Origin of the sequence: Parafrankia sp. EAN1pec, from assembly GCF_000018005.1 — a bacterium.
GTDB lineage: Bacteria > Actinomycetota > Actinomycetes > Frankiales > Frankiaceae > Parafrankia > Parafrankia soli.
This window is the reverse complement of record NC_009921.1, coordinates 8,086,841-8,113,395: the sequence shown is the minus strand read 5'-3', so window position 1 is coordinate 8,113,395 and position 26,555 is coordinate 8,086,841. Positions and strand designations below refer to the sequence as shown.

The following is a 26,555-nucleotide window of genomic DNA, read 5'->3' as shown; positions in this document are numbered from 1 at the left end:
GGGTCGGTTCCGGGGTCCGGCCGCGAACCACTGGGGGAAACAGTAGTTATGGCAACGCAGCGTGCGGACGGCATTGTGTCCGTGTCCGCGAGCGTGCCCGGGGGGAACGGCGGTCCACCGCCGTTCACGGGCATCACGACGTGCGTCCTCGTCCGTACTCCACCCGGCCGCGGGTCGGCGGACACCGGAGCGCGGGCCGGTCGGGACCGGCCACGGCGACGCCGCCTAATCGTTTAGAGAATAACCGGGCGCAAAGCCCGAGGCTCACGAGTCCGTGCATCCCGACCGGGACGCGGACTCCACGATAACGCCGCGCGGACCGGGACGGCTCTCCGCCGCCCTACGCGCGGATTCTCGGACGTCATCGTCCGCGCCCGCTCGACGCCGCCCGGGCCGACCATGCCCTGAGCGCGCCCCAAGGAGCTGAAGAAGATGCGAATCTTTGTCGTCGGATCCGGAGTCGTGGGAACAGCCACCGGGAGGGGGCTGCTCGACGCCGGGCACCGGGTCACGTTCATCGACGTCTCACCGGAGCGAGTCGCATTCCTGAACGAGATCGGCCTGGACGCGCGGCCCGAGATCGACCTGAGATCGGAGGGCGACTCCCTCGTCTTTCTCACCCTGCCGACACCGAACGCCGGCAGCCGCTACGACCTCGCGGCGTTCGTGGCCGGTACCCGCGGCCTCGGCCGCGCCCTGTGCGAGACGTCCGCCGTGCACACCGTGGTTGTTCGCAGCACCGTCGATCCGGGCACGACCGAGGGGCTGGTGGGCCCGCTGCTGGAGCAGGAGTCCGGGCTGCGTCAGGGCAGCGGGTTCCTGCTGGCCAGCAATCCGGAGTTCCTGCGCGCCTCGTCGGCCGCCGAGGACTTCCGCTGGCCGTGGATGACCGTCATCGGGGCTCGTAACCGGCGGGTCCAGGAGCGCCTCGCGGAGCTTTTCGCGCCTTTCGGGGGGACCATGAGGATCTTCGGTGACCCGACGACCGCCGAGTTCGTCAAGTGTGCGCACAACATCTTCAACGCCACGAAGATCTCGTTCTGGAACGAGATGCACGTCGTCGCAGAGCGTCTTCAGATCGACCTCGGGGCGGTGTCCGAGACGGTCTCGCGGTCGGCCGAGGCGTCCTTCAACCCCGCCTACGGGACCAGGGGCGGCGCGCCGTACGGGGGTGTCTGCCTGCCGAAGGACACCATGGCCTTCCTCGGGTTCGCCGCTGGTGTCGGCGTGGACATGCCGATTCTGCGGTCGGTCATCGAGATGAACAGCCGCTTCGTCGACCGCGTGGCCGCCGACGGCGCCGTGAGCGGCGAGCGGGTCGCCGAGCTGGTTGGCGGGCGAGCCGCTGACTCGCTCGGGGACAGGTCCGGCAACGGGTTCGGTGACGGGTTCGGTGGCGGCGCCACCGAACCGGGGGCGGGGCTGGCCTCCGCCCGCGCGCTCTGGTCGCCCGACCGGCTTCCACGGCAGCCGCGGGACTCCCGTGGCGTCGAGGCGACGGAAGGCGCGCCCCGATGAGCACCCTGCTGCCCTGGCTGTTGCTTGTGGCCTTCCTCCGGCCAATGATCGAGATCTTCATTCTTGCCGCGGGTGAGTGGTGGTTCCACACGACCTTCCGGCAGAACCGGGATCTCTTCTCGAGATACATTATCCAGATCACCACCGTCGGCCGGGAACAGGACCGGGTCAACGAGATCATCCGGGAGATCCGCTCGTTCCCGATGACGATGAACTACGAGATCTGGGTGACCAACGAGCCCGGGAACGGCGACATCTACCCCGAGGCGGACCGGGTCATCACGGTGCCCACCGACTTCACCTGCGTGGCCCAGTACAAGGCGCGTGCCCTGGAGTTCAGCCGGATCGTCCGCCAGCATCTCGGCTACGACACGGCCGATACAAAGATCACGTTTCTCGATGACGACACGTCTCCGACGTGGGAGTACCTCGAGACCGCCTACGCGGCCGACTACGACATCTGCCAGGGCGTGACGGCCCCGCGCATCGACTACGGCAGCGGGCCGTTCGCGCACTTCATCCTGAGCCACATCGATGACCTGCGGTTCCACAACTGCATGACCTACTGCTCCTCCTTCCAGGGAATCCTCGGGCGGCCGCTGTTCGTCCACGGGGAGGGCCTCACCATCACCGGTCACACCGAGCGGACGGTCACCTGGAACTGGCGGATCTTCGCCTCCGAGGATCTCACCTTCGGCTGCAACGCGGCGGCGGCCGGTCTGCGCTGGGGCTTCTTCCACGAGTACATCCAGCTCACCTCCCCGTGGACGTGGCAGGCCTACTTCAAGCAGCGCCGCCGGTGGATGTGGGGCAACATCCACGCCATCGTGAACCGCGACGTGCTCCCGCTCGGCGCCGCGATCAGAATCGCGGTGCGGTACTTCCTCAGCCTGTTCACGTTTCTCGCGTCGGGTTCGGCGGTCGTCCTGATCCTCACGGACACGATCGAGGTGGCGGGCTGGGCGCATTCGCTCTTCTGGTGTTCGCTGGCGGTCTGGCTGGTGAACTTCGGGCTGAGTGGCTGGGTCAACGCCGGCCTGCGCCAGCCCGGGGTGAGCAGCGCGAGATTCTGGACGAACCGCGTCCTGCAGAGCCTCGCCGCCGTGGTCCTGGCGCCCGTCACGGCGACGTTCACGATCGTCGCGCTCGTCGCGACGCTCTACATGGGGAACCCGCGCAGCTTCGAGGTCATCGCCAAGACCGCGGCCACCAGCGGCCAGCGCGACCGGGACCGGGACCGGGACGGCACCACCGGCACTGCCCGGGACGACGAGGCCGTGGCCGGCGGGGGCCGCGTGCCCGCGTCCGTCGCGGGGGAGGGCAACCGATGACGACCCGCCCGACCCGCCAGCCCTACCCTCCCCATCCTCCTCAGCCACCTCATGAGCCACCTCTCGGGTTGCACTCGCCCCACGCGCCGTATCAGCCCGGCCCGGCGGGCGTGACGGCGAGCACCGCCAACACGGTGACCCTGCCGACCGCGGTGCCCGTTCGGCAGCCGGGGAGCGTGCCGGGCGAGCGGGCGGCGGTGACGGCGGCCGCCCGCGCCCGGCGCGAACGGTCCCGCCGCCGCGGTGTCCACCTCCTGCTGGCCGTGATGACGGCGCTGAGCGCGGTCACGCTGAGCGTGACCGTCGGCCGTGACTACCGGGAGCTGACCTCGACCACCGAGTACTTCCACCGGCACGCCTACACGCCGTCCTACGACCCGCTCAGCAACGTGATCCTGGGGCTGCCGCCCAACACCGTCGACGCGCGGGTCAGTCCGTCACCGGAGATCCGCGGCATCGCGGTGGGGCCCGACGCGATCACGCTGCTCGCCGGCGGCCGGCCGGAGCGCGTCGTGCCGTTGCAGCGCCCGGTCACCGGCCTGCTGGACGTCGTCGAGAAGGTCGACGACCCGTCCTGGGCCGGGTACGACGGCCGCGGTCGGGTCACCCTGTCGACGGCGCTGGTCGTCTCGCCCGGGGCGTCGCTCACGATCACCGCTCCGGTCTCCGAGCTGGTGCTCGAGGTCCGGCGCGGCGTGCTGCTGGGCGTCGACGGCGGCCGGCTGGCGCTGGACGGCGTCGCCGTCCGCCCGAGTACGACGAGTGACGACCTGCAACAGCTGAGCGTCGACGAGCGGCGGCCGTTCGTGGTTGCCACGAACGCGGCGACCCTCACCATCACCCGCAGCCACCTGAGCTATCTCGGACGGGACTGGAACAGCTCCTACGGCGTCTCCTGGTCGGACCGTTCCACCGGAAGCATGACCCACTCCGAGGTCGACCACAGCTTCATCGGGACGTACACGGACCATGCCCGTGACGTGGCCATCGAGCAGAACTGGTTCCACGACAACACGCTCTACGGTGTCGACCCGCACAGCTACTCGACCGGGATCTCGGTGCGTAACAACGTCAGCGAGCGCAACGGCCGGCACGGCATCATCTTCTCCGACTTCGTGACCGGCGGCGTCGTGGCGGGCAACATCACCCGGGACAACAGGCTCAACGGCATCATGATGGACGCCTCGAGCACCGGGAACCGCATCGTCGGCAACACCGCCAGCGGCAACCGCGGTGACGGCATCGTGCTCGCCTCCTCGCCGGACAACCTCGTCGAGCAGAACACGATCACCGGCAACCGGGTGGGCCTGCACGTCCGCGGCGGCGGGGAGAACATCCGGGTACGGAGCAACACGATCGTCGACAACCAGCTCGCGACGCAGGGCATCAGCCTGGACGGGAACACGCTGCGCGACAACGGCGACCAGTGGCGTCCGCGGGTGCTCGTCGGGATCTGGACGTCGGTGCCACTCGTGCTGGTCCTGCTCAGCGGCTTCACCGGACTCGCCCGCCGGCGTCGGTCGAGGTCGGTCGGCCGTCCGGTGCTGGGCGGCGGAGTCTGACTTGACGACGGTTGAGGCCACCCCGACGATCGGCGACACGTTGACCCTGGTGTCCCCGCCGGCCGAGGCCGGCGGGGACACCAGGGTCAGGAAGTTCCGACCGGATATCGAGGGGCTGCGCGCGGTCGCGGTGGTCCTGGTCGTGCTCGGCCACTCCGGGCTCGCCGTCGCCGGCGGGTTCGTCGGCGTGGACGTCTTCTTCGTGATCTCGGGCTTCCTCATCACCAGGCAGCTGCTCACGGAGCGGGCCGGCCACGGGCGGATCTCGCTGCGGGGCTTCTACGCCCGACGGGCGCGGCGGATCGTCCCGGCGGCGACGGTGGTCATCGTCGCGACGATGGTGGCCGCCTGGCGGTGGGCGTCACCGCTGCGCCTCCACTCGATCAGCGTGGACGCGGCGTTCTCCGCCGTGTCGGCGATCAACATCCGGCTCGCCCAGGCCGGGACGGACTACCTGCGGGCGGACGGGCCGCCGTCGCCGTTCCAGCATTTCTGGTCCCTCGCCGTCGAGGAGCAGTTCTACGCCCTGTGGCCGCTGGTGCTGGTGGCCGTGACCACGGTGATCGCCGGCGGCTGGCGCCGGGGCCGCACCGGGCCGGTCCGCACCGGGCGAGTGTTCGCCGTGCTCGTCGCGGTGTTCGGCGGCTCGCTGGCGCTCAGCGTGCTGCTCACCCCGCGGTCGGCGCCGTGGGCCTACTTCGGGAGCCACACCCGGGCGTGGGAGCTGGCGGCGGGCGCGCTGGTCGCGCTCGGCGCGCCCGCGTTCGCCCGGATGCCCCGCGCGCTGTCGTCCCAGCTGAGCTGGCTGGGCCTGCTGGGGATCCTGGTCGCCGCGGCGCGGTTCGACGAGGGCACGCAGTACCCCGGGCTGGCGGCGCTGCTGCCGGTCGCGGGCTCGGCGCTCGTGATCGCAGGCGGGTGCGCCGCGCCGCGCCGGGGCGCCGAGCTGCTGCTGCGCCGGTGGCCGCTACAGGTGGCGGGCCGCCTCAGCTACTCGTGGTACCTGTGGCACTGGCCGGTGCTGGTGCTCTGGCCTGAGGCCTCCGGGGCACCGCTCGGCACGGGCGGGAAGGTCGCCGCCGTGCTGGGGTCGCTGGTCCTGGCCGCGCTCACCTACTACGCGGTCGAGAACCCGATCCGGGCCGGGTCGGTGCTGGTCCGTCGGCCGGCGGTCGGCCTTGGCCTCGGTGGTTGCCTGGCCGGCGCCGCGGTTGCGGTCGCGCTCGGCGTGGGCCAGGTCGCGGCCATCCCCACCACGGGCGGTGTGGCGCCGATCCCCGGCCCGGCCGATGCCGCGGCGGGAGCGCCCGGAGCCGGGGGAACGGCGGGAACGGCGGGAACCGCGGGAACGTCCACCGCTCTGTCCCGGGTGATCGAGCAGTCGCTGGACCTGCCGGGGCTGCCGGCGGGGCTGCGGCCGTCGCTGGAACAGGTCCCACTCGACTACAAGGCGAACAGGTGCTACGCGTCGATCACCGCCAGCACTCCCACCGACTGCGCCTACGGGGACCCGAACGGCCGTCGGACGGTCGTCCTGTTCGGCGACTCGCACGCGAACCAGTGGTTCAACGCGATGAACAAGGTCAGCCGCGAACGCGGCTGGCGGCTGATCCCCTACACGAAGGGCGGCTGCCCGCCGGCCGAATACCCGGACTTCGTGCTGGAGACCCTGAAACGGGTCTACACCGAGTGCAACACCTGGCGGGCGGAGGCCCTCGCCAGGATCGGCGCGCTCGACCCGGACCTGGTCGTCGTCGGTTCCGAGGCGCGGACGGAGGCTATCCGGGTGGGTGCCGGCGGGATGGCGAGCGCCGTGCGCACGCTGCGCTCGACCGGGGCCAAGGTCGTGTTCATCTCGGACACGCCCTACCCGGGATTCGACGTTCCGGACTGCCTTGCCAGGAATCCGTCGAACATCCGCCGGTGTGTTGTGCGGGTCTCCGACGCGAAACTGACCGAACCGCAGCGGGCCATCGAGAACCAGGGTGCCCGCGACGGCGGGGCGATGCTGGTCGATCCCGTGCCGTGGCTGTGCGCGAAGGAACAGTGCCCGCCAATCATCGGCGACACGGTCGTCTATTACGACAAGAGCCACATCACCGGTACGTACTCCACCACCCTGGCGTCGTACCTGGGGTCGGAACTGGTCCGGCTGGCCGGATGAGCTGAAACGGCCCCGGATGCCCGACGGCCGGCCGGCACGGATCGCCGCGCCGGCCGTCGCCATACCCGGGTTCCGGTCGCACGCGGTCTAGACTTTATGCCGGCGCGGACCACCCGGAATTCGTGGTCCTCGCCGCCGGGGGATCGGTGCCGCGAGCCGACACGCGTAATTACCGGCGATAAGCCAGGTGGGCGGAATGCGGGTCGGGGAGAACAGCGGTGAGCGTACTGTCGCGAAGAGGCGTTTTTCTGGCGGCGCTGCTGGGAGCGGGCGGCTCCGTGGGCTGCACCACCGGTCCGGACGAGCGCCGGCCGGAGCCGGAGGTGCCCGCGGTGAATGGGCTGAGTGCCCCGGCGGCACCGCCGATGCCCCCGCACCTGCAGAGCTTCTTCGGCGAAGAGCTGATCATGCGCCGGCGGGGCGCCTTCGGCCTGTACGACGTCACCGTGGAGCTTCCGGAGGCGGGCTGTGCCTGGAAGCACATCCGGGTCCGCTATCCGAAGGGTTCGGTCAGCCAGCTCTCCGTCGAGCAGGACGGGGCCCCTTCCGGCGGTGCCCAGGTCTATCTCCAGCTTCGTGACGGTCCCGCCGACGACCTCTATCTGAGCTACCGAGTCCGGTTCCAGGATGGTTTCCAGTTCGCCAGGGGCGGCAAGCTCCCAGGATTCTTCGGTGGCACCCACGTGGCCGGCGGAAACACTCCGGACGGCACGAACGGATTCTCCACCCGCTACATGTGGCGGGCCGGCGGAAAAGGGCAGGTGTACGCCTATCTTCCACGCTCGAAAGATTACGGTACGACACTCGGCCTGGGGAGCTGGAAATTCGTCCCGGGACGGTGGGCGGCCATTCAGCAGCGCGTCCGCCTGAACAGCCCGAAGCTGGCGGACGGATCGGTGACCATCTGGGTCGACGGTCGTGAGGTCTTCCACCAGGACGGCCTTTTCTACCGCAGCACGCCGGCACTGCGTATCGAGGGCGTCTTCTTCTCCACCTTCTTCGGCGGCGATGACCTGAGCTGGGCCAGCCCCGTCGACCAGTACGCCGACTTCGCCACCTTCGTGGTCTCCGACCGGTTCATCCAGGCCGGCCCCGGCGGCTCGTGCTGATGCGGGCCGCCTGACCATGCTGACGGGCCCGCCGGCTCATGCCGATCTGGCCGGCGGGCCCGGCGCAGTTCTCGATCCACGGCCTCGAGGTGCGATCCACGGCCGTCGAAGTGTGTTGCCTCAGCCACGCCACGCGCCGCTGAGGCAACACACTTCGGAACGAACCCCGGCCGCGGCTATCGGCGCCCGCGGCGGCTGTCCCGGCTGTCGTCCTGCTTTCCGCCGAGGGTGACCTCGTCGCCGGTCACCAGACCGGCGCGGCGCAGCGCGTCGGCGATGGCCCCGTCGGTCCGCCCGCCGCGGTGACCGGCGCCGCGCTGGCCACCGCCGCCACCGCGCTGACCGCCACCCGCGCCACCGGCACCGCCGCGCTGACCCGCACCGCCACCGCCACCGCGCTGGCCCGGACCACCGCGCTGGCCGGGGCCGCCCCGCTGCCCCGGACCGCCACGCCCGCCTCCGGGCTGGCCGCCGGCCGGCTGCCCGCCGCCGGCCGCTGCCGCCTGCCGGCCGCCCTGCTGGTCGGCGGGCTGCCCGCCGTCGCGCTCCTGGCTCCGGCCGGCGCCACCGGCGCCACCGGCGCCACCGCGGTTCTGCCCGCCGCGGCCGCCGCGGCCCGCGCGCCGCTCACCGCCCTGGCCACCCTGACCGCTCTGCCCGCCGCCGGCGTCCGCCGCGCCCGGCTCGTCGTCGAGGCGCAGCGTGAGCGAGATCCGCTTGCGCGGGATGTCGACGTCGAGGACCTTCACCCGCACGATGTCCCCGGGCTTGGCGACCTCACGGGGGTCGCTGACGAAGTTCTTCGACATCGCCGAGACGTGGACGAGGCCGTCCTGGTGCACGCCGATGTCGACGAAGGCGCCGAACGCGGCGACGTTGGTCACCACGCCCTCGAGGATCATGCCCGGCACCAGGTCGGCGAGGGTTTCGACGCCCTCGGTGAACTCGGCCGTCCGGAACGCCGGCCGCGGGTCGCGGCCGGGCTTCTCCAGCTCGGCGAGGATGTCGGTCACCGTCGGCAGGCCGACCGTGTCGTCGACGAACTCGGTGGGCTTGAGCGAGCGCAGTGTCTTCGTGTCGCCGATCAGCGCGCGCAGGTCGCCACCGGTCACCGTCAGGATCCGCCGGACTACCGGGTAGGACTCCGGGTGCACGCTGGAGCTGTCCAGCGGGTCGTCGCCGCCGGTGATGCGCAGGAAGCCGGCGCACTGCTCGAACGCCTTCGGGCCCAGCCGGGCCACGTCCAGCAGCCCCGTCCGCGACCGGAACGGGCCGTTGCTGTCACGGTGGCGGACGATGTTGTCGGCCAGCCCGCCGCTGATGCCGGAGACCCGGGAGAGCAACGGCGCCGAGGCGGTGTTGACGTCCACCCCGACCGCGTTCACACAGTCCTCGACGACGGCGTCCAGGGAGGACGACATCCTGGCCTCGGCCAGGTCGTGCTGGTACTGCCCGACCCCGATCGACTTGGGGTCGATCTTGACGAGCTCGGCGAGCGGGTCCTGCAGGCGGCGCGCGATGGACACCGCGCCGCGCAGGGAGACGTCCATCGAAGGCAGTTCCTGGGACGCGTAGGCGGAGGCGGAGTACACGGAGGCACCGGCCTCCGACACCATCACCTTGGTCAGCTTCAGCTCGGGATGCCGGCGGATCAGGTCGTCGGCCAGCTTGTCGGTCTCCCGGGAGGCCGTCCCGTTGCCGATGGCGATCAGCTCGACGCCGTGCTCGGCGGACAGCCGCGCCAGCGAGGCCACCGAGTCGTCCCAGCGGCGGGCCGGGACGTGCGGGTAGATCGTGTCGGTGGCGACGACCTTCCCGGTCGCGTCGACGACCGCCACCTTGACGCCGGTACGGAACCCCGGGTCGAGGCCCATGGTGCGCCGCTGCCCGGCGGGGGCGGCGAGCAGCAGGTCACGCAGGTTCGCCGCGAACACGCGCACCGCGGTGTCCTCGGCGGACGTCCACAGCCGCATGCGGAGGTCGACGCCGAGATGGACCAGGACCCGCGTCCGCCAGGCCCAGCGCACCGCGTCGAGCAGCCAGCGGTCGGCCGGCCGGCCGGCGTCGGCGATGTCGAAACGCTCGGCGATGCGCCGCTCGTAGTCGGTGGGGCCGGGGGCCGGGGGCTCGGCCGGGTCGGCGGGCGCGTCCGGCTCCAGGGTGAGGTCGAGGATCTCCTCCTTCTCACCGCGGAACATCGCGAGGATCCGGTGGGACGGCAGCTTCGTGAACGGTTCGGCGAAGTCGAAGTAGTCGGCGAACTTCGCGCCGTCGGACTCCTTGCCCTCGCGGACCCGGCTGACGAGATAACCACGGGACCACATCTGCTCGCGCAGGGCACCGATCAGGTCGGCGTCCTCCGCGAAGCGCTCCACCAGGATGGCGCGGGCGCCCTCGAGCGCGGCCGTGGCGTCCGCGACGCCCTTCTCGGCGTCGACGTAGCGCTCCGCCTCCGCCCGGGGGTCGAGCGAGCGGTCGGCCAGCAGCGCGTCCGCGAGCGGCTCCAGCCCGGCCTCACGCGCGATCTGCGCCTTCGTCCGGCGCTTCGGCTTGTAGGGGAGGTAGATGTCCTCGAGGCGGGCCTTGGTGTCGGCGGCCATGATCTGCGCCTCGAGGGCGTCGTCCAGCTTGCCCTGGCTCCGGATGGACTCCAGGATCGCCGCCCGCCGCTCCGCCAGCTCCCGCAGGTACCGCAGCCGCTCCTCCAGGGTTCGCAGCTGCGCGTCGTCGAGGGCGCCGGTCACCTCCTTGCGGTACCGGGCGATGAACGGCACTGTCGCACCGCCGTCGAGCAGGTCGATCGCCGAGGCCACCTGCCCCTCGCGCACGCCCAGCTCCGCGGCGATCCGCGCCTGGACAGACACCGTCTCCGAGACGGACACCGTCGTCACGATCCGCAACCGCCTTTGCCTGTGTGCTCATCGTCCCCACGGTTCGGACCCGGGGGTTGGTCTCCCGATAATCCCTCTCGTCGGATCTCCGGTGCCGGTCGGGGTGAGCCCCGGTGCCGGTCCGGACGCCCGCGCGGCCCCGCCGCGGCGCTGGTCGCCCGCCCGGATGTCGTGCCCGCCGGGGACACCCGCCGGGCGGTCCGTCCGCCGGTGCCCAGGCTCTTTAGCGCAATACGGTGTTCTTCCGTCGACATACCATGTCATGGTGTTTCGGATTGGCCTGTCACGTTCTGTGCGGGGCTCACGACGTCGCAGCTCGGGCCGGGGGGACCTGGAGCCGCGATGACGGCGCCCCGGCGGCGGTCCGGGTCATGATTGATCGAATTCGGGGGGGACACCGTGAGGGACGCCCACGGGCCGGAAGTCGGTCCAGCCGTGGCATTCGTTCACGAGGCGCTCGTCCACCGCGGCCCGGCCGGTTTCCTGGCCGGCGCGGTGGAATTCGTCCGGGCCGGTGTCCAGCGTGACGAGGCCGTCCTGGTCGCGGTCACGCCCGCCAACGCCGGGCTGCTGCGGTCCGTGCTGGGCTCGATCGTGTCGAAGATCTCCTTCCTGGACATCACCGAATTCGGGCGAAATCCGGGCCGGGTCATTCCGGCCTGGTCGGTCTTTCTGGACGAGGCCCGGGCCCGGGGAACCCGCGCACGTGGCCTCGGCGAGCTGGTCTGGGCCGGGCGGAGCCCGGCGGAGATAGCCGAGTGCCACCACTGCGAATCACTGGCCAATCTGGCCTTCGGGGCATCATCCGGGCTGCGGCTACGCTGCGCCTACGACGCGGCCACGCTACCGGCACCGGTGGTGGACGCCGCGTGGCGGACCCATCCGCGAGTGCTGGGCGACGGCGCGGCCCGCGGCGGTGCCCCGTACCGCGCCGCACCCGACCCGCTGCTCGGCCGCACCCGGGCACCGGCGTCCGCGCCGCTGGGGCCGGGGGTGCCGGAGGCGTTCGAGATGGGGCTGCCGGCGCCCGCAGTGGCCGGCCGGGCGGTCGTCAGCCTGCGCTTCACCGGGCGGGACGTGTCTGCCGCGCGGCGCGTGGCGGTCGGCCGGGCCCGAGAGGTCGGCGTGCCCGACAGCCGGGTCGACGACCTGAGGCTGGCCATCCACGAGATCGTCACCAACAGCGTGCGTCACGGCGGCGGGATCGGCCGGCTGCGCATCTGGGTGGAGGGGCCGACCCTGATCTGCGAGGTCGCCGACCGCGGCCGGGTGCTCGACCCGCTGGTCGGCCAGCGGATCCCGGAGCTGGACTCCGAGGGCGGCCGGGGGCTGTGGCTGGCCCATCAGCTCTGTGACCTCGTCCAGCTCCGCTCCTCGCCGGTCGGCACCGTGGTCCGCCTGCATATCGCGATCCGGGGCGCGGCGCCCGTCCGCGGCACCGCCGAGGACGGCACGGCGGCCGAGGCCGGGTAGCCCGGGCCCGGCCGCGGCCCCGAGCCCGGTCGTGGGGAGATCGCCTGGTCAGGCCGGCGGGCGCAGCCGGGTCTCCAGTCCGTCCAGGACGGCGTTGCTCAGCTTGCGGATGCCGATCGGGGCGAAGGTCTTCTCGAAGAACCCGCCGACCCCGCTCGCGCCGTCCCAGGTGGTCAGCGCGGTTACCGTGCTGCCGCCGGCGCCGGCCGCGCGCACCTGCCAGCGGGTGCGCAGGGAGGAGCGCTGGTCGGCCTCCAGCAGGCTGCCCGCGGCGGGGGCAGTGACCACCGCGTCCACGTCGCGGACGCGCTTGCGGGTGGCGTGCAGCCGGTAGGTGATCCGGGTGCCGGGGCCCTCCCCGCCCTCGACCACCTTGTAATCGGTGATCATTTCTGGCCACAGCTCGGCCCGCGTCCCCGCGTAGTCGGCCAGCAGCGCCAGCACCCGCTCCGGCGGGCCGCCGACGATTCGTTCCACCTCGACACTGATCTGCGCCATCGTTCACTCCGTCCAAACTCGGCCCGGCCGGCGCCGGCACCTCCGCCGAAAACGAGACTATCCCGGGCACGACAAATCCGGTTGACCGCCCCACCGGGCCGCCGCTCTCAGCCATGAATTGTGGGGACGGCGGCCGGGAGATAACGTTGCCGCGCTGCCCGGGGGTGTCACCGGCGGCGCCAGATCCGCCCGGCAAAATGCTGCGCGAATCTGTGAAGTACCGGTTGGACGGGGGGCCTGTGCCAGATTCACCGCAGACTTCCGAACATTCCCGCGAACGACCGCGCCGTCCTGGCCCGGTACGGGCTTTCGGGGACATGCTGGCATTCTTCGCCGGTGCGCAGGCGAAATTCCTCCCGCCGACGGAGCGCGCCCGTTTCGTCACGGCCGGCGCGCTGATGCTTCTGACAGCGGCACTTGCCACCTGTGCGGGGGCGACGGTGGTGGCCCTCGGTTTCGGCATCGGGACCCTCCAGGCGCTGCCGTTCGGCATCTTCTACGCGCTGTTCATCTTCTTCATCGACCGGTCCGTCCTGCTGACCCAGACCCCGTACCGCTATGGCGCGGACGGCGGTGTGGAAACCGGCCGGGCTGGATTCTCCGTGGCGGTCCGCGTGTTCATCGCGGTGTGCGCGGCGATAATCGTCGGGGAGACGGTACTGCTCCGGATCTTCGAGTCCTCGATCGCGAGCCGGGTCGCCGAGATACAGCAGGAGGACGCCGGGCACCTACTGGCCGGGTGGGACGCGAACCAGGAGAGCGAGCTCGCCGCCCGCACGGCCGATCTCGCGGCGAAACAGAAAGGCCTCGACGCCGCCGACGATCTCGTCGAGGCGAAGACGGCGGAGGTGAACTGCCAGCTCACCGGTGGCCAGTCCGGCGATGGCCAGTCCGGCGATGGCCCGGCCTGCCTGGGCGGGGCCGGCCCGGTCTACCAGATCAAGCTGGCCGAGCTGGCCGCGGCCACCGCCGCCGTCACCGACGCCACCCGGCTGCGCGACGCCGCCCAACGTGATCTTGACGAGTTTCGGGCTGCGCAGAAGGCCAGGCGCTCCGACTTCGCGGCCACGGTGCAGACCACGACGGGCGCGGCCGACGACCTGCTGATGCGGGAGAAGGCGTTCTGGCGGCTGACCACCGAGGACCGCTCCGTCCTGGTGTGGCGCCTGTTGCTGACGTTGCTCCTGCTCGGCATCGACCTCGCCCCGCTGCTGTTCAAGCGTGGTCTGGACCGCACCTCCTACCGGCAGCGCGAGCGCCTCGAGCGCTGGCGGGACGAGACCTCCGTCGAGGTCGACGCGCTGCAGGTCGGGCACACCGCCCGCGAGCGCCGCGACCTGGCCCCGGTGGTCGCGGCGCGTCTCGCCGGGCGCTGGGAGGACTACCTGCTGCGCCGCGACAGCGTCGAGACCGCCGTGCGCTGGACGGCCGACACGGCGCAGGCGCGCCTCGCCGAGGAGGAGATCAGCGCAGACCAGGAGTCGCGGCTGCGTGAGCTGCGGCGACGGCACGGCATCGTCGCCGTGCCGCGCGTCCCGACCTCCGACGCGGAGCCGTCCACCCCGGCTGTCACCACCGGTTCGGCCGCGGCAGCCTCAGCCGCAACCGGATCGGCGGTGGCCACCGGCCCGGCGGTGCCGGCGCCGCCGGAACCGCCGTGATCAGATGTCGCCGGCGCGGCGCCGCCGCCGGCGGCGGCGGCGGCGGGCGACCAGGGCGGCCACGACGCCCAGGACCGCCGCTCCGCCCGCGGCCGAGCCGGCCGCGCGCGGGTTCTCCCGCGCCCGGTCACGCCCGGCCGTGACGAGCGCCCCCGCCTTCGCCCGCCCCGCGGTGGCCGTCTGCGTTGCCTTCTCCCGACCGACGGTGACCGCGCTGCCGGCGGTCGCCGTGGTCCGATGGAGGGCGTCCGCCACCTGCGGGTGGGCGTCGAGCTGGCGGTGGGCCGTCTCCTGCGCCACGGTGGCCGCGTGCCCGGCGCTCCCGCGCGCCCGGAGGGTCGCCTCGTCGAGCTTCGGCTTCAGCGCGCTGCCGGCCCCCGCGACCTTCTCCTTCACCCCGGCGGCGGTGCGCCCGGCGACCTTGTGCGGGCTGACGCGGTCGGAGAGCTCGTCGAGGTCATGGCCGAGCTGGGCGCGGGTCGCCTCGATATCGGCCCGGATCTCATCAGGTGTTGTGCTGGTCACGCGCGCCTTCCTTTCGGCCTGGACGTCGGCTCGGCCGGGACGTCGGCCTGGGACGTCTTCCGTCGCTGGTCGGTGATAGCGGTTGGGGTGGGCTCAGCGCCGGCGGATCGGTACCGGCGGATCGGTACCGGCGGATCAGTGCCGGCGGCTCTGCGCCCACTGGACGTCCTCGCGCAGCGTCTCGACTGTCTGCGTCGGCGCCGGGTGCACGTTGCGGACCGTGCTGCGGCCGCGCAGGGCGAGGACGGCGGCGACCGCGGCGAGCACCACTCCGACGATCAGCGCGGCCCAGCCCAGTGCCATGACCTCGCCCAGCCCGAACATCACCGCGAGCAGGACGAAGAGCAGCGCGAAGTAGCCGGCCCCGCCGGCTCCGGCGAACATCCCCGCGCCCTTGCCGGCCTTCGTGGCCTCCTCGCGCAGCTCGGCCTTGGCGAGCGCGATCTCCTGGCGGAACAGGGTGGAGACGTCCGTCGCGACGTCGGAGACGAGGCGGCCGGTTGAGGCCGGCCGCGGCTCCGTCACCGTGGCGGGGGCCGACGGCGTGATCCGAGGCGATGTGGTCTGCACCGTGGCATCGGGCGGAAGGCCCGGGATGCCGGCCTGGTCGGCGGGGACGCCGTCCGGGGATGTCGGGACGTCTCCCGGGGAGACCGGGAGGTCGGCGGGGGGTGCTGGGGCCGACGTCGTGGGCTGGCGGGTGAAAGTGCTGGTCATGCCGTCTCCTCCTCGACCGGACCTGACCCCGCCCTCCGGCGGTGTCCATTCGGATCGGTGTAGACCCGGATGCCCGCCCGACCTCGGATTAACCGTGGATGTGGCAGAGAGTGGCAACCCGCGCCGCCGACCGGCCCTAGTCGGCACGCTCCTGCGGGGACGAGTGCTCCCAGTCGGCCAGGATGGTGCGGATCCCGGTGACCAGCATCAGCGGCTGGTCGAGCATCACGTGGTGCCCCGCGAGCGGGATCTCGATGACCGGCGCGACCCGGCCGAGCAGGTTGTACATCAGCTCGCCGATGTCCGGGGTGACCAGCCCGTTCTCGGCGCGGAACAGCGCGACCCGGCAGTGGACCTTGCGCAGGACCTCGGGGGACGGCGTCCGGTTGCCGAACACGTTCGGGTCGAACTTCCACGTCCAGCCGCCGAGCATCGCGCCGATGGAGTTCCGGGCGATGTGGTCGATGATGTAGGGAAGGCTGTTCGGCTGCTCGGGGACGGTGCGGAACCGTGCCAGCGCGTCGGCCGCCGTCGCGTACACCCGCAGGGGGCCGAAGGCCGTCCGCTCGCGGGCGGCGCGCTCCTCCGGGGTCGACTCCTTCACCGGCGAGTCGACGACGACGATGCCGGCGACGCGGTCCGGGTACTCGGCGGCCGTCGTGATGGTCACCCAGCCGCCCATGCTGTGCCCGATGATGATCGGCGGGGACGTGATCCCGGCGTGGTCGATCACCGCCACGACCTCGGATGCCCACGTGCTCAGCGAGTACTCCTCGCGGCGCCCGCTGTCACCGTGGCCCGACAGGTCCAGAGCCACCACCCGGTACTCGGCTGGGATCAGCGGCGCGATGTGGTCCCACCAGCCCGCGTGGGCCGCGCCGCCGTGCACCAGCACGATTGCGGGACCGTCGACCCGCCCCCAGCACCGGTAGCTGATGATCGTCCCGTCGGCCTCGGTCTCCAGCCGCTCGGGACGAGTATCGATGGCGGCCTCGTACCAGGCCGGTGCTTCGTCATACATCTATGTCTGCCGTTCGGCTCGTCGTTGTGGTTCTCGGCGACCGCCGCATCCTCGATGAAACACCGTGGACGCGGTGCGGCCGGGGTCCATCGGCACCATGACGCATTCGTCGGATTTCCGACTCGCCGTGGCGGACGGAGCAGAGTCGATTCGGCACCCTGTGGGACCGTCCGGACCGGATCCGGGCCGGGTGTGTCGCTTTCCGTCATTAAGTTCTTACAATGAGATGGATGATTTATCTGTGGTGACGCTGATTCGGCGCGTCGGCCGTCCGGTGACCTGTGTTCTGATCAGTTCGCGGTAAAGGGCGACATGCCGGTCGGCCGCGGTCGCCCAGCTGTACCCTCGCGCGACTGCCCGCCCGGCCGCCACCCGCGGATGTCCGGCGCCCGCTCCCGCCTGCGGCTGCTCGGCGCCCGCGGCCGGCCGCCGTTGCGCGGAGTCGAGGAACGCCTCCAGCGCGGCCGCGAACTCGGTCGGCGTCGAGGCGAAGCACACCGCGTCCCCGGCCGCGGCCAGCACCTCGCGTAGCACCGGCAGGTCACGGGTGACGACCGGGACACCCGCGGCCAGCGCCTCCAGCGCGGCCAGCCCGAACCCCTCCTTCGCGGACGGGAACGCGAAGACGTCCGCCGCCGCGACCAGGGCGGGCAGCTCCTCGTGGGCCACCGGCCCGAGGATGACGGGCTCGACGCCGAGTTGCGCGGCCCGGCCCAGCACCTGCTCGCGGTACCCGCGGTAGTCGAACAGGGTCTCCCCACCGGCGACGACGAGGGAAACCGGCGTCACCCGCTCCCGCAGCAGCGCGAACGCCTCGACCAGGTCGGCGGTCCCCTTACGCGGCTCGATCCCGCCGACGGCGAGCACGTACCGGCCGAGCCGGGCACGCCAGCGCCCGCGGGCCTCGCGGGCGGGAGCCTCCGGGCCGGCAGCCGCGGTGAAGCGGGCCGCGTCGACGCCGTTCGGGATCACCGTCGCGGTGATCCCCCAGCCGGCGGCCAGCTCGACCGCGACGGCCGCCGACACGCACACGTGCGCGTACGGCCGGCGCAGCGCCCGCTCATGGCAGGCGACGAGCTCGGGGGTGGTGAAGGTGTCCAGGTGGTGGACAGTGCGGACGCAGTCGGCCACGGCGTTCGCGGCGATGCAGTCCTGGGCGTGCACGATGTCGTACCCGCCGGGAAACGCCTCTAAGGCATCCCGGAGGATGGCGATCGAGCGTATAATGCGCTTCCCGACCGTCTCGTCGGCGACCTCCGGGAACGGCACCGCCACCACCTCGACCGCCGGGTCGACCGGGCGGAAGAAGCCGGCGTCCCCGCCGCGGGCCAGCGTCCACAGGCTGACGCGGTGCCCGGCGCGCGCCAGCGCCTCGGCCAGCGCGAGGGTGGCCACCACCCCGCCGCGGGGCCGGGTGGAATAGGTCAGCAACGCCACTGAGAGCGGGCCGCCCGCCGAGCTCCCGCCTGCCGTGCCCCCGCTCACCGGGGCTTCACCGTCGCCCCCGTTCACCGTCACCCCCGCTCACCGGGGCTCCGGGGCACCGACCCGGGCGAGCGCGTCGGTGGCCAGCCCGACCAGGTCGTCGTGGCTCGGCCCGGGCACGCCCGCGGGCCGCCAGCCCGTCGCCAGGATCTCGCGGACCCGCGCGGCGAACCCCGACTCGCCCAGCACGTCGGACGGGGTGGCGAGCAGGTTCTGCAGCCGGGTGAACCGGTGCCAGATCTCCGGGTCGCGGCGCGCGGCGAGGTAGGCCTCGCCGTTCGTGACGCCGGCCGGCCGCGCGGCGCCCGCACCGCCGGCCGGGGCCGCCGGCCAGGGCGTGTAGCCGGTCGGCGGCGCGCCCTCGGCGGGCTCGGCACCCCGCGCCTGCGGCACGACCGGCTGCTCGGGACGCCAGCGCAGCAGCCGGGCCGCGTCCTGGGCGCACGAGTCCTCGAACCACGGCGCGAGCTCCGCCCGCATCGACTCGTCCAGGGCGAGCGCCCGCTCGGCGGGGTCACGCAGCCCGTTCGCGACCTCCACCAGCCGGACGGCGCCGAGCACGGCGAGCGAGACCCCGCGGGTGTGCGCGGGATTGGTGATGACCGCCGCGTCGCCGATCGCCAGCAGCCCGAGCACGCCCGGACGCCCGTCCGCGACCAGCGGCCGCAGCCGGTTGGTCAGGTGCGACATCGCGGTGACCGGCGAGATCGGCCGCACGTTCCCGGGGTCCAGCCACGGGACGAACATCTCGATGGACCGCACCGCCGCGTCGAACGCCGCGCCGTGCCGAAGCACCCGGATGCCGGTGTCCTCGGGGAGCACGCCGAAGGTCATCGAGAAACTGTCGCCGTCGGCTGGGAACATCAGGCAGGAGTAGCGGTCGAAGGAGGCGCCGGTGGTGTGACCGCGGTTGAGCGCGATGTCCGGCGCTGGGCCGCTACGCCGGTAGTAGCGCGAGTAGTAGGCGATGCCGCAGTCGGCCTCGGCCGGCGCCGGCAGGTCGGCGCCCGCGTCGGCCAGCCACCGTCGCACGGGCGAGAGCCGCCCCGCGGCGTCGACGACGAGGTCGGCGTCACGGCTGGAGCCGTCAGCCAACCGCACGCCACGGACCCGCACCGGCCCGCGCGAGAACGCGGGCCCCGCCGGGGCGGGATCGGTTTCGATGCGCAGGCCGACGACGCGTGTCCCCGAGCGAACGGTCACACCGGGCTGCGTGGCGACGACCTCGCGCAGCACCCAGTCCAGCACCGCCCGCCGGCACCCGAGGACGACGAGCTCGTCGTCGGCCGGAGCGGGGCCGGTCAGCGTCGGCGGCGCGTGCTCGGCGAGCCGGACCTCGAGCGCGCCCGCGGCGCGCAGCGCGGCGAGGACGTCCGGGGCGTGCTCGGCCAGCAGCGACCGGCAGCGGGCCAGGAAGGCGTGCGAGTGCCAGGTCTGCGTCGCGCCCGGCCGGCGCCAGTCGTCGATGCCGGCCAGGTCGCCGGGCCGGTCGTCGACGTCCCGTTCGAGCACGTCGACCCGCCAGCCGCGGCGCGCGAGCAGCAGGCCCGCGGTCAGGCCGGCCGGCCCCGCGCCGATGATGATCGCGTCGGGCATCAGTGCGCCGGTCCCGCGGGCCGGGACGGGCGAGATCCGTGCTCGGCCGTGGGCCGGGGGGCCGCCGGGCGGGCGGCCCGCCGCGGGTCGTAGGGCTTACCGGCGAGCAGGCACTGCTTCTCGTAGCTCGCGCCGCGGCGGTCCCGCAGGTGGTTCAGGCCGCTGCGGGCCGCCCGTAGCGCCGCGGTGACGTCGACCGTCGCGACGGCCATCCCCGCGCCCGTGCCGGTCGAGGCGAGCACGGAGCCGTCCGGATGGACGATCTTCGCGTTGCCGACGAAGCGCAGCGAGCCGAACGTGCCGGCCTGGTTGGACGAGACCCACACGACCTGGTTCTCCAATGCGCGCACCTGGTCGTAGAGGTCGAAGCGGTGCCGCCACCTGTCCGCGGCGATGTCGTCGGCCGCGTGGGTACGCGAGGCCGGCCAGGCCGACAGGCAGGCGATGATGTCCGCGCCAGCGAGCGCCAGGCTACGCCCGGACTCGGGGAACGCCTTGTCGTAACAGATCATCATCCCCATCCGGCCGAGTGGGCTGTCGAACGCGGTGAAGGAACGGCCGGCCTCGTAGGCGAGGGACTCGCCGAGCGGCTGGTGGACCTTGCGATGCCGGCCGAGGACGCCATCACCGTGCACACACACCGCACTGTTGTACCGGTACCGCCCGTCACGCTCCGCGTATCCCGCGCAGACCACCATATCCCCGGCGATCGCCGCCAGCCGGGTGATCTCCGGACCGTCCGGATCGAGGGCGGGCGGCCCCCCGCGCGGGGCCAGATCGTCCCCGCGCGGGGGCAGCGCCCGCAGGTAGCCGCCGAGCGCCCCCTCGGGCAGGACGAGGAGATCCACCCCGCGCCGCCGGGCCCCGTCGACCAGCCGACTGATCGCCGCGAGGCATTCGTCCAGGTCACGGGTGAACGGCGCGGTCACCGCGGCGATCGTCACCGCGTGGGAGGCCGGCTCCGGCCCCCCACGCGCGCCGTCCCCGCGGTCCGCGCTCACGCGTGGCCCAGCCCCGTCACATGGCCGGACAGCGCCGGGGTCAGCACACCGTCCGGCCAGCGCAGGGTCACTCCCGTCCCGTTGAGTAGCCGGCCGCAGCGCTGCGACGTCGCCGGGCTCGGCGCGGGAACGGGGCGGTCGTCGACGTCGGCGGTGAGCATTGCGTAACCGGGGAAGCAGGTGAGCCAGTCGCCGACGGTGGCGCCCGCCGGCCGGGGGACCGCGGCCACGTCCAGCTCGGCGGCGCACCCGCTCGCCTCGGCGAGCATGCCGAGCGTGCCGACGATCCCGACCATGCTGACGTCCTTCGCCGCGCACGGGCGGTGCCGGCGCGGCAGGTCCAGCAGCGCGCGCAGCTCCGCCGTCCGGCGGTTGGACGTCGAGTCCCACTGCCGGCCGGAGTACCCCGGGCGCCAGTCACCGCCCAGGTCGGCGGTCAGGGTCACCGCGTGCCCCGGCAGGCCGCCGCCGGCGGGGATCGGGCGTTCGGAGCGGCCCAGCGCCGTCACCGACAGCGCGGCCGCCACCCCGAGCTGGGTGTGGCCGCCCAGGATGGGCACGCCGTAGCGCTCCGCCGCCGCCCGCAGCCCGCCGATCACCCGGGCGACCCGGGACGCCGTCGGGCCGGCCACCGCGTCGAGCATGCCCACCGGCCGGGCGCCCATCGCCGCCAGATCGTTGAGGTTGACCAGCACGCCGCACCAGCCGGCCCAGTAGGGGTCGCGTTCGACCATCGACGGCACGATCGCGTCGCAGGCCGCGACGACGTCCGTGCCGGGCACCGGTGCCCCGTCGTCACCGACGAACCCGGGGCCGCCGGGGCGCATCCCGGCCAGCAGGGTCGCCAGCGGGGCCTTGATCGAGGCCGCCACCGCCGCCAGCCGGTTGATGGGCCAGCGCATGAGCACGTGCGGGCGGCCGGCGACCGTGGTCGTCCCGGCGATCATCCAGCCGAGCCGGCCGAAGAAGCGGGCGCGGTCGGGCTGCACCGCGGCGTCGAAGCGCAGCACCCCCTCGTTCTCGGCGCGCGCGCACGCCGCCCGGACCAGTGCGGCACCGATCCCCGCGTAGCGCCCGCGGGCGGCTGCCGCGACGACGAGCCGGCCGCCCTGCCAGGCGCCGATGTCCTCGCCGCGCCAGATCGGCGCCAACCGCACCCCGCCGATCACCGTGCCGTCATCCGGCCCGCCGACGACCCGGGCGACCAGGACGATGCTGCGCGGGTCGCTGTCGACCTCGTCCAGATCGCCGGCCACGGTCGCGGAGAACAGGCCCTGCTCGTCGACGAAGACCTCCCGCCGCAGACGGGCGTAGGCGGTGAAGGTGGCCAGATCCTCGGCCTGCTCGACGCGGTACGGCGGCTGGCCCGCCAGCGTCCGGCGATCACCCCAGATCGCCAGTGTGTCCACGGTGCGGTGCCGGATCGGCGTGTGCCCCCCCGACAGCAGACTGGACATCACGATCACCCCCCGGCCTGGGGCAGGGCCGAGCACGCCCCGCAGGCCGCGCAGCCCGCGCCCTGGTCCGCGCCGCGCATGCCGGCCGCGCGCAGCTCGGCGGCGACGCGGGCCGTCACATCCGCGACGAGGGCGGGCTCGGGTGCCCGCGCCCCGTCACGCTCGGCGAGCGTGCCCGCCATCGGGCGGAACGGGACCACGAACGGGTACACGCCCATCGCGATGAGCCGGCGGGCGCCGGCGACCAGCTCGTCCGGATCCTCGCCGAGCCCGATCAGCAGGTATGTCGACACCCGGTTGCGGCCGAACACCCGGACGGCCTCGGCCCAGGCCCGCTCGTACCGCTCCACCGAGACGGTGGCTTTGCCGGGCGTCCAGCGCTGCCGGACGGCCTCGTCCAGCGACTCGATGTGGATGCCGATCGTGCTCGCCCCGGCCGCGCGCAGTTCACCGATGAACGCAGGGTCGGCCGGCGGCTCGCACTGCACCTGGACGGGCAGCCCCGGGACGGCGTCCGTCACCGCCCGCACGCACTCGGCGAGCAGCGAGGCACCGCGGTCCGGGCCGGCGGTGCTGCCGGTGGTCATCACCATCTGGCGCACCCCGTCGAGCCGCACGGCGGCCAGCGCCACCTCGGCGAGCTGCCCGGGGGTCTTGAGCCGGGTGGTTGCCCCGGCCCGCAGCGACTCCTCGATCGCGCAGAACCGGCAGCGCTCCGGCTCCCGGTACCGCACACACGTCTGCAGCACCGTCGTGGCCAGGACGTCCGCGCCGTGCAGCCGGGCGAGCTGGGAGTAGGGGACGCCGTCGGCGGTGCTCAGGTCGTAGAAGCGCGGCCGGCGCACCGGCCTGGCCTCGATGCCGAGGTCGACACCGTCGAGCAGCAGCCGGCCGGCGTCGACGGAGTACGGGCTGCTGGGGATGATCGGCAGGGCCAGTCCCCGGCCCGCGACGACGACGTGGCCGTCGTCGCTCGGACCGGCGCCGCCGCGGCGGCGCACCGGGGTGGCGACGCGCACCCCGCGGACGGCGACGGCGCTGCGGACCGCGAGGTCGAGTCCGCCCGACGGGCGGGCGCCCACGGGGGCCAGGGGGCCGCCCGCCCGTTCGGGCCGGTCAGGTGCTTCGCCGAGCCAGCCCGCGGCCTCGGCCCACACGGGGGCCTCGGCTCCGTCGTCAGGCCGGCGTTCGGCCGCCGGACCGTTTCTCATCTGTGTCTCCCGTCGGGAATCCGCGCCCGGCCCGGTCGCGGGTGGGGCAGCGCCTGTGGGCCTGGGCGGGAGATCGGGGTGGAGATATCGGGGTGGAGACATTCGAAGGCACCTGAAGTTCAGAGGCACCTGAAGTTCAGAGGCACCTGAAGTTCAGAGGCATCTGAGGTTCGGAGGAATCTGAGGTGCCGGCCGGCGCGCGGACGCGCGCGGGAGCCCATACCTGCGGGGCCCATGTCCGCGGGGCCCGGTACGCCGAGGTGCCGGGTACTGGCGGCGAGGTGCGGAGGTGTCGCGATGCTTGTGGCTGGGGTGCGGTGTGACTGGGGTGCGGTGTGGCCGGACGCCGGTGCGTCCGGCACCGGACGTCCCGGCTCCGGGCGGGCAGATGGCGGCTGCCCGCGGTGATCGCAGCCTGCGGTGGCTGGAGCCCGCGGTGCGGAGCCGGGAGCGTCTGGAGCCGGATGCGGGGCGTCAGAGCATGTACGTCGAGTTCACGATCGCGCCCTTGCGGGTGTAATGGATGACACAGTCCTGGATGTCGAGTGGGTGCGCGGGGATGACGCCCTCGATGAGGTCCTCCTCGCGCAGGCCGTGCAGGGAGAGCCCGAACCGGCAGACGTAGACTTTGCCGCCCTCCTTGATGAAGGTCTCGATCTGGGTGTTGATGTTGTGCTCGCCGGCGAACGCGGAGTCGCCGGTGTGCGGGAACCCGCGGGTGGCCATGCAGTTCATCGCGCCGGGCCCGTAGAAATAGATGACGGACTCGAAGCCCTTGCGCAGTGCCCGGGTGGCCTGAAGGATCGCGACGAAGCTCACCGACGACTCGTGCGCGATGCCGTGGACGAGCGTCAGGTAGGACTCGCCGTCCTCGGCCTGGTAGTCGGGAAAGAGCTTCGTCGAGCCGTACAGGTTGCTCCCGGGCGGCAGCGAGGGGTGCGGAACCTCGGTAAGGCTCTGGAGCTCCAGCTCCGTCAGCTCCATGCGTGCTCCTGTCTCGGTCTCCGTGTGTCTCAATCTGGCGGTTGTGATCGACTACTTACATTTTGACCGCCCGACGGTTACTAAGTAGTCGCTGGGTGTGGTCGCAGTGTCCGTTCGCGCAGATACAGGTCGCGGAAGTTCTCCGCGAAGACCCTCCGGGCGAGCTCCGGGTCGCCGATGGCACCGGTGAGCCGGGCGAGCTCGCCCTCGTGGTCGCTCCACGGCTCGTCGCTGGCGAACAGCAGCCGGTCGTGGCCGAGGCCACGGCGGGCCACCTCCGCCGCGAACCACCGCGGCGCGAAGCCGACCGCCCAGCTCGCGTCTGTGTAGACCCGGCGCCCGGCGGCGACCCAGTCGAAGAAGCGACCGCCGATCAGCTTGATGTGCCCACTCGCGCCACCGCCCAGATGGACCAGATGGACGGCGACCTCGGCCGCGTAGTCGTCGACCAGTGTGCCCATCCGGTCGATGTCGGCGGCACCCCCGGGCGAGGTGTGGACGTGCACGACGAGGTCGTGCGCGCGGGCGACGGCGAAGATCCGGTCCAGCCGGCTCCGGCAGGCCGGGTCGGTGACGTCCCCGCCCAGCAGGAAGCTGAGCTTGAGGGCGACCACGCCCCGCTCGCCCGCCAGTGCCAGCGCGCGCTCGGTGGCCTCGGTGTCCTCGGGCCGCGCCGAGACCCACAGGCCGGCCAGGATCCGCTCGTCCACCTGGGCCGCCTCGACACAGAGCTCGTTGAACCCGAAGGCGACCGATGGCTTCGGCACGCCGTAGTTCGGGATCACCACGGCCGCGGACGTCCGCTCGGTGTCCAGGTCCGCGCGCAGCTGCGCGATCGTCGCCCGGGCGCGGACGTCGGGGACCACCGGCGGTCCACCGTAATAGGGGTGGGCCGGCAGCACCCCGAGATGTCGATGCGCATCGTGTACGTCCGGTCGCGGCACGGTGGCAGTGAAGCACCCTGGTGTTTCCCGTGTGTGGCCAACGTGACAACCCGGTCGCGCCACTGGCTCTTTTGGTCCCTTGGCCGCCCTGGCCTGGTCCTGTGGTGACCCCTCCGGGTAGTCGGAGCTGTTCCTCTGTTCACTCGATGTGATCTTTCTGTTGATCGCGCCGTCCAGGCTCCCGCCTGCGGAGCAAGCTGGATGGCATGCGGTACGCGGTCATGGCCGACCTGCACGGAAAACGCAAGGCCCTGCGGCGGGTCCTCGCCGCCGCCGACGAGGTCGGTGTCGACGAGGTGGTCTGCCTGGGTGACTACCTGGAGGCCAAGGTGCCCATGCGCCGGCACGATCCAGGGCGGTTCTGGCCGCTCGACGAGGTCGTCGATCCCGACCCCAAGCTGTGGGCCGAGCTCGCCGACCTGCGGCGCATCCTGGGCAACCAGGAGGAACGGATCCGGGACCTGCTCGCTCCGGAGCAGGTGCCGGAGCTGCTGGCACCGCTGCTGTCCGGGGTGTCGATGACCCATGTGGACTGCGCGGTCGGGATGCACGGCCACCAGATCGGCTGGGATGTCGATCCGGTCTCGGGCTCGTTCGTCCCCCGCGCCCGCGACGTGCCGGCCGTCCCGCTGGTGCTGGTGGGGCACACCCACCACCGGGCCGTCTTCGAGATCCGCTGGAGCGCCGAGCCCGAGCCCGAGCGCGAACCCGAGTCCAGGGCCGAGAGCTGGCGGGCCGGGGAGCCGCGGTTCCCCGGCGCCGGGCGGTCCGGAGCGGTCCGGTCCGTCCCGGTGGTCTCCGGGGTGCCGGTGCCGGTACGCGTCGCGGGGCCCGATCCGGTCACCGTCGTGGTGAACGTGGGCCCGGCGATCGGGCGGCCCTCCAACTGGCTGTTCTTCGACGCGGATCGCGGCGAGGTCGTCTTCGAGGAGGCGTGAGCCCGCCGCCGGGCCACGGTTCGGGCCAGGGTTGGGACTTTAGTCCTGTCGCGTCTGACATCTGGGGGTCGTAAAGTGGGTAGAAGTCCCGGCGAGCTCCGCACTCCCTGCGTTCCCCCCGTACGCAAGGAGCCGCGTGGCCGCCGGGACTTCTTCTTCCCCCCCGTGCCGAATGTCGGTGGCATGCCGATGGAACCCGTCGCCGGGCATTGTTCCGCATCCGCGCGCGCTGCCCCGGGTGTGGCCCGGAGCGCGCAGCCGATCTCATCCCCGCCGCGTCCCGCACCGGCCGTGAGCGCTCAGCCTCGTCGTGCTACCGGCCGTGTGTGGGCGTATGCCGGGCGGGTGGGTGGCAACTCGGTGCTTGCCAGCCGGATGCCTGTTAGGCAGATGTCCGGGCGGTGGGTGAGCGCCCGGGGGAGTTGTCGTGCCGTCGGATGCCCGACACCGATCGGGCCTACCCATTTGG

General features: G+C 72.8%; 20 protein-coding genes. 8 read left to right on the top strand and 12 right to left on the bottom strand.

The window, feature by feature from the left end; genetic code table 11:
- Positions 1-432: 432 nt before the first annotated feature.
- The 5 genes from FRANEAN1_RS33315 (at position 433) to FRANEAN1_RS33295 (ending at position 7,684) form a co-directional block, all read left to right on the top strand.
- The gene (locus tag FRANEAN1_RS33315) at positions 433-1,518 is read left to right on the top strand and encodes a UDP-glucose 6-dehydrogenase (protein ID WP_020464084.1); all 1,086 of its coding nucleotides are present in this window, start codon (positions 433-435) and stop codon (positions 1,516-1,518) included.
- A complete protein-coding gene (locus FRANEAN1_RS33310) occupies positions 1,515-2,849 on the top strand; it encodes a glycosyltransferase family 2 protein (protein ID WP_020464083.1) in 1,335 nt (444 codons plus the stop codon). Before FRANEAN1_RS33315 ends, FRANEAN1_RS33310 begins: the two co-directional genes overlap by 4 nt.
- 110 nt (positions 2,850-2,959) lie before the next feature.
- The gene (locus FRANEAN1_RS33305) at positions 2,960-4,411 is read left to right on the top strand and encodes a right-handed parallel beta-helix repeat-containing protein (RefSeq protein ID WP_157472889.1); all 1,452 of its coding nucleotides are present in this window, start codon (positions 2,960-2,962) and stop codon (positions 4,409-4,411) included.
- Between the two features lies 1 nt (position 4,412).
- Positions 4,413-6,575 (top strand): acyltransferase family protein, encoded by a 2,163-nt coding sequence (locus FRANEAN1_RS33300; RefSeq protein ID WP_020464081.1) that lies wholly within the window; start codon positions 4,413-4,415, stop codon positions 6,573-6,575.
- A 218-nt stretch (positions 6,576-6,793) separates the two neighbouring features.
- Entirely contained in the window at positions 6,794-7,684 is an 891-nt protein-coding gene (locus FRANEAN1_RS33295; RefSeq protein WP_020464080.1) for a polysaccharide lyase, read from the top strand.
- 176 nt (positions 7,685-7,860) lie between these two features.
- Here FRANEAN1_RS33295 and FRANEAN1_RS33290 read toward each other — a convergent pair whose 3' ends face one another.
- Positions 7,861-10,575, bottom strand: a complete 2,715-nt coding sequence (locus FRANEAN1_RS33290; RefSeq protein WP_049796084.1) for a Tex family protein — start codon at positions 10,573-10,575, stop codon at positions 7,861-7,863.
- Positions 10,576-11,010: 435 nt separating this feature from the next.
- Between FRANEAN1_RS33290 and FRANEAN1_RS33285 the strand changes: the two genes are divergently transcribed.
- Positions 11,011-12,048, top strand: a complete 1,038-nt coding sequence (locus FRANEAN1_RS33285; RefSeq protein WP_347176858.1) for a sensor histidine kinase — start codon at positions 11,011-11,013, stop codon at positions 12,046-12,048.
- A 48-nt stretch (positions 12,049-12,096) separates the two neighbouring features.
- Here the strand turns inward: FRANEAN1_RS33285 and FRANEAN1_RS33280 are convergent, their stop codons facing one another.
- Positions 12,097-12,546, bottom strand: a complete 450-nt coding sequence (locus FRANEAN1_RS33280; protein ID WP_020464077.1) for an SRPBCC family protein — start codon at positions 12,544-12,546, stop codon at positions 12,097-12,099.
- A gap of 317 nt (positions 12,547-12,863) precedes the next feature.
- Here FRANEAN1_RS33280 and FRANEAN1_RS33275 point away from each other — a divergent pair, with 317 nt between their 5' ends.
- A complete protein-coding gene (locus FRANEAN1_RS33275) occupies positions 12,864-14,207 on the top strand; it encodes a DUF4407 domain-containing protein (RefSeq protein ID WP_049795818.1) in 1,344 nt (447 codons plus the stop codon).
- Here the strand turns inward: FRANEAN1_RS33275 and FRANEAN1_RS33270 are convergent, their stop codons facing one another.
- From FRANEAN1_RS33270 to FRANEAN1_RS33225, 10 genes are all read right to left on the bottom strand, one after another.
- Positions 14,208-14,732 (bottom strand): DUF3618 domain-containing protein, encoded by a 525-nt coding sequence (locus FRANEAN1_RS33270; protein ID WP_020464075.1) that lies wholly within the window; start codon positions 14,730-14,732, stop codon positions 14,208-14,210.
- 135 nt (positions 14,733-14,867) lie between these two features.
- Positions 14,868-15,449 carry a phage holin family protein gene (locus tag FRANEAN1_RS33265; RefSeq protein WP_020464074.1) on the bottom strand — a complete coding sequence of 194 codons (582 nt, stop codon included), beginning with the start codon at positions 15,447-15,449 and terminating at the stop codon, positions 14,868-14,870.
- A 136-nt stretch (positions 15,450-15,585) separates the two neighbouring features.
- Complete coding sequence (locus tag FRANEAN1_RS33260) at positions 15,586-16,470, bottom strand: alpha/beta hydrolase (protein WP_020464073.1); 885 nt, start codon at positions 16,468-16,470, stop codon at positions 15,586-15,588.
- Positions 16,471-16,686: 216 nt separating this feature from the next.
- Positions 16,687-17,955 (bottom strand): MSMEG_0565 family glycosyltransferase, encoded by a 1,269-nt coding sequence (locus FRANEAN1_RS33255; RefSeq protein ID WP_041256806.1) that lies wholly within the window; start codon positions 17,953-17,955, stop codon positions 16,687-16,689.
- Between the two features lie 39 nt (positions 17,956-17,994).
- Positions 17,995-19,551 (bottom strand): FAD-dependent monooxygenase, encoded by a 1,557-nt coding sequence (locus FRANEAN1_RS33250; protein WP_020464071.1) that lies wholly within the window; start codon positions 19,549-19,551, stop codon positions 17,995-17,997.
- A complete protein-coding gene (locus tag FRANEAN1_RS33245) occupies positions 19,551-20,552 on the bottom strand; it encodes a carbon-nitrogen hydrolase family protein (RefSeq protein ID WP_020464070.1) in 1,002 nt (333 codons plus the stop codon). The genes FRANEAN1_RS33250 and FRANEAN1_RS33245 overlap by 1 nt, the downstream gene beginning before the upstream one ends.
- Positions 20,549-22,009, bottom strand: a complete 1,461-nt coding sequence (locus FRANEAN1_RS33240; RefSeq protein ID WP_020464069.1) for an MSMEG_0567/sll0787 family protein — start codon at positions 22,007-22,009, stop codon at positions 20,549-20,551. Before FRANEAN1_RS33240 ends, FRANEAN1_RS33245 begins: the two co-directional genes overlap by 4 nt.
- A 5-nt stretch (positions 22,010-22,014) precedes the next feature.
- Positions 22,015-23,220, bottom strand: coding sequence for an MSMEG_0568 family radical SAM protein (locus tag FRANEAN1_RS33235; protein WP_083788383.1), 1,206 nt, complete (start codon positions 23,218-23,220; stop codon positions 22,015-22,017).
- Between the two features lie 474 nt (positions 23,221-23,694).
- Positions 23,695-24,204, bottom strand: coding sequence for an MSMEG_0572/Sll0783 family nitrogen starvation response protein (locus FRANEAN1_RS33230; RefSeq protein WP_020464067.1), 510 nt, complete (start codon positions 24,202-24,204; stop codon positions 23,695-23,697).
- 80 nt (positions 24,205-24,284) lie between these two features.
- A complete protein-coding gene (locus FRANEAN1_RS33225; RefSeq protein ID WP_041255056.1) occupies positions 24,285-25,148 on the bottom strand; it encodes an amidohydrolase family protein in 864 nt (287 codons plus the stop codon).
- A gap of 206 nt (positions 25,149-25,354) precedes the next feature.
- Between FRANEAN1_RS33225 and FRANEAN1_RS33220 the strand changes: the two genes are divergently transcribed.
- Complete coding sequence (locus tag FRANEAN1_RS33220) at positions 25,355-26,086, top strand: metallophosphoesterase family protein (RefSeq protein ID WP_020464065.1); 732 nt, start codon at positions 25,355-25,357, stop codon at positions 26,084-26,086.
- Positions 26,087-26,555: the final 469 nt, after the last annotated feature.

Excerpts from the sequence above, each read along its gene's own strand:
- FRANEAN1_RS33315 (WP_020464084.1), top strand. The coding sequence starts at position 433 with ATGCGAATCTTTGTCGTCGGATCCGGAGTCGTGGGAACAGCCACCGGG.
- FRANEAN1_RS33310 (WP_020464083.1), top strand. The coding sequence starts at position 1,515 with ATGAGCACCCTGCTGCCCTGGCTGTTGCTTGTGGCCTTCCTCCGGCCA.
- FRANEAN1_RS33280 (WP_020464077.1), bottom strand. The coding sequence starts at position 12,546 with ATGGCGCAGATCAGTGTCGAGGTGGAACGAATCGTCGGCGGCCCGCCG.
- FRANEAN1_RS33275 (WP_049795818.1), top strand. The coding sequence starts at position 12,864 with ATGCTGGCATTCTTCGCCGGTGCGCAGGCGAAATTCCTCCCGCCGACG.
- FRANEAN1_RS33265 (WP_020464074.1), bottom strand. The coding sequence starts at position 15,449 with ATGACCAGCACTTTCACCCGCCAGCCCACGACGTCGGCCCCAGCACCC.
- FRANEAN1_RS33260 (WP_020464073.1), bottom strand. The coding sequence starts at position 16,470 with ATGTATGACGAAGCACCGGCCTGGTACGAGGCCGCCATCGATACTCGT.
- FRANEAN1_RS33250 (WP_020464071.1), bottom strand. The coding sequence starts at position 19,551 with ATGCCCGACGCGATCATCATCGGCGCGGGGCCGGCCGGCCTGACCGCG.
- FRANEAN1_RS33240 (WP_020464069.1), bottom strand. The coding sequence starts at position 22,009 with ATGTCCAGTCTGCTGTCGGGGGGGCACACGCCGATCCGGCACCGCACC.
- FRANEAN1_RS33235 (WP_083788383.1), bottom strand. The coding sequence starts at position 23,220 with ATGAGAAACGGTCCGGCGGCCGAACGCCGGCCTGACGACGGAGCCGAG.
- FRANEAN1_RS33230 (WP_020464067.1), bottom strand. The coding sequence starts at position 24,204 with ATGGAGCTGACGGAGCTGGAGCTCCAGAGCCTTACCGAGGTTCCGCAC.
- FRANEAN1_RS33220 (WP_020464065.1), top strand. The coding sequence starts at position 25,355 with ATGCGGTACGCGGTCATGGCCGACCTGCACGGAAAACGCAAGGCCCTG.